At 49.7% G+C, this 2,181-nt stretch carries 1 protein-coding gene; it reads left to right on the top strand.

The window, feature by feature from the left end; genetic code table 11:
* Positions 1-201: 201 nt before the first annotated feature.
* On the top strand, positions 202-2,181 hold a 1,980-nt coding region (gene recJ, locus JF818_RS11890), incomplete at its 3' end, for a single-stranded-DNA-specific exonuclease RecJ (RefSeq protein ID WP_198892219.1).

The raw sequence follows: 2,181 nt of genomic DNA, 5'->3' as shown, positions 1-2,181 counted from the left end.
ATCTTGAGGTGACATCCTCCATGGAATTCGAGCAGAGTCTTCAGGTCCCTCTCAGCGATGCTGCCACACTGAGGATCAAGCGGTATCTGTTGCGATACGCGCAGATGATCGGGCAGAGGATGCTCAAAACACTCTCATCTCCCATTTTGTGGGAGGCGACGAGTCTGTAAATGTGTATACTTATGTGAAAGGTTGTTATATATGGTTTGGAAAAAATCTCCCGTTTCGTCCCAGGACATCCGCCGTCTGCATGAACAGTACGGTTTGGATGTCATCAGCTCCTCGATACTTGCAAGAAGAGGCTTAACCAGTCGAGAACAGATCAAATTTTACCTGGAGAGTGAACTTTCCTATCTCCATAACCCATTTCTCTTCGATGACATGGAAGAGGTTGTGGATCGCATCAATGAAGCAGTCACAGAAGGGGAGAAGGTCTGTGTATTCGGGGACCGTGATGTAGACGGTATTACGAGTACTGCCTTGTTGGTACAGGAACTGCGATCCTTGTCACTGGAAGTCAGCTATAAGCTTCCTGATGGTGATGAGCCGTATGGGCTTACCATGGAGGGAGTCGACCTGGTTGCGGCACAACATGTAACCCTGATCATAACGGTTGACTGTGGTATCTCAAACTTTGATGAAATTGCCTATGCACACAGTCTTGGCATCGATACGATTGTCCTTGATCACCATATTAGTGGAGACAGCTTGCCACCAGCCCTTGCCATCATCGACCCAAAGGTACCCGGTTGCGGGTACCCTTTCGAACATCTTGCCGGATGCGGGGTTGTGGCCAAGGTGATTTGGGCACTGAGATTCAGCAAAACGGATTTCTATCGGGAGGAGTGCATCCTGCTTCATGCACAACCCGGTCATGATACGGTTATTATCCAGGCTGTGAGGATTGAAAACCTTTTGGTTGTTGATCGTGTCATCGAGGAGATCAATCCAGGTCTTATCGATGTAAGCAAGAGCAAGGCACTGGAGTTTCTCTCTGCAGGGCTCCCTATCTTGGTGGTTGATGCAGCCGCTGAGCTTGCCCAGCTGAGGCAAGCCTTCGGCAAGAAGATCGATATTCATCTTGTTGATATGCGCAGCGAAATGGAAGCGGTCCTTCCCGTGGTGAAGGGGAAGGGCTTATTTGCCCTATCCAATATCAGCAGGGCAGTACGCTATTCCCCCCATGGGAAGGATGAGCTACAGGTTCTGTATACCTTGTTCATTGCTTATTGCATGAAGCGGTATCCTTCCCTCGATGCTGAGTATGAATCAGTGCTCGATCTGGTTGCCATTGGTACGGTTGCCGACTTGATGCCAATGGAAAACGAGAACCGAATCCTGGTAAAACGTGGCCTCAAGGTGCTCGCGCAAGGGCGCAGGCAGAGTCTGCTTCCATTATTCTCCATGCAGAACCTGATGGGAAAACAGCTTTCAACCAGTGATATCTCCTGGCAGATCAGTCCAGTAATCAATGCCTCCGGGCGTATGGGGAAACCGACGGTAGCCTTGGAAATGTTGCTTGCAGGAGACCTGTATGAGGCAGAGTCCTTGGCAGGGGAGTTGATCAAGCTGAACAAGGAACGGCAGAAGCTTGGTGAAGATGCGTGGGACCGGATGAAGGAAAGTGCCCAAGAGAGCTTTGAAGAATCGGGAAGCAAGCTTGTCGTTGTAGAGGACAGTACCCTCTCTCGGGGAATTACCGGTCTGATGGCAAGCCGATTGCTGAGACAGTACAACGCTCCTGCCATTGTCCTGGCAACTGTGGATGAGAGCAGGGTCTCTGCTTCCATGAGAAGCCCTGAGAACTTTGATGCAAGGGAGTTCCTCTCTCGTTTCAGTGATCTCTTCCTGGACTTCGGAGGACATACCTGTGCCGGTGGTTTTTCCATGGATGTTGAGCACCTTGCTGAATTCAAGAAGCGTGTTACTGATGAGATAGATACGATGGATTGCATGATTGATGATGCGGAGGATGAGCTTGTCATCGATGTAACACTACCCGATACCTATATGACCCCTGGTATCATCAAGGTGGTGGAGTTCTTTGAGCCCTACGGGGAGAAGAACCCTCCACTGGTGTTGATGATGGAAGGAGCACAAATTGAAGATATTCAGTTCATGAACAACAAGGGTGGTAGTGTCCAACATGTCAAGTTGACCCTTGCCTTCGGTGAGTATAAG

It is taken from the genome of Sphaerochaeta sp. S2, assembly GCF_016406725.1.
GTDB lineage: Bacteria > Spirochaetota > Spirochaetia > Sphaerochaetales > Sphaerochaetaceae > Sphaerochaeta.
This window is presented reverse-complemented; position numbering and strand designations above follow the sequence as displayed.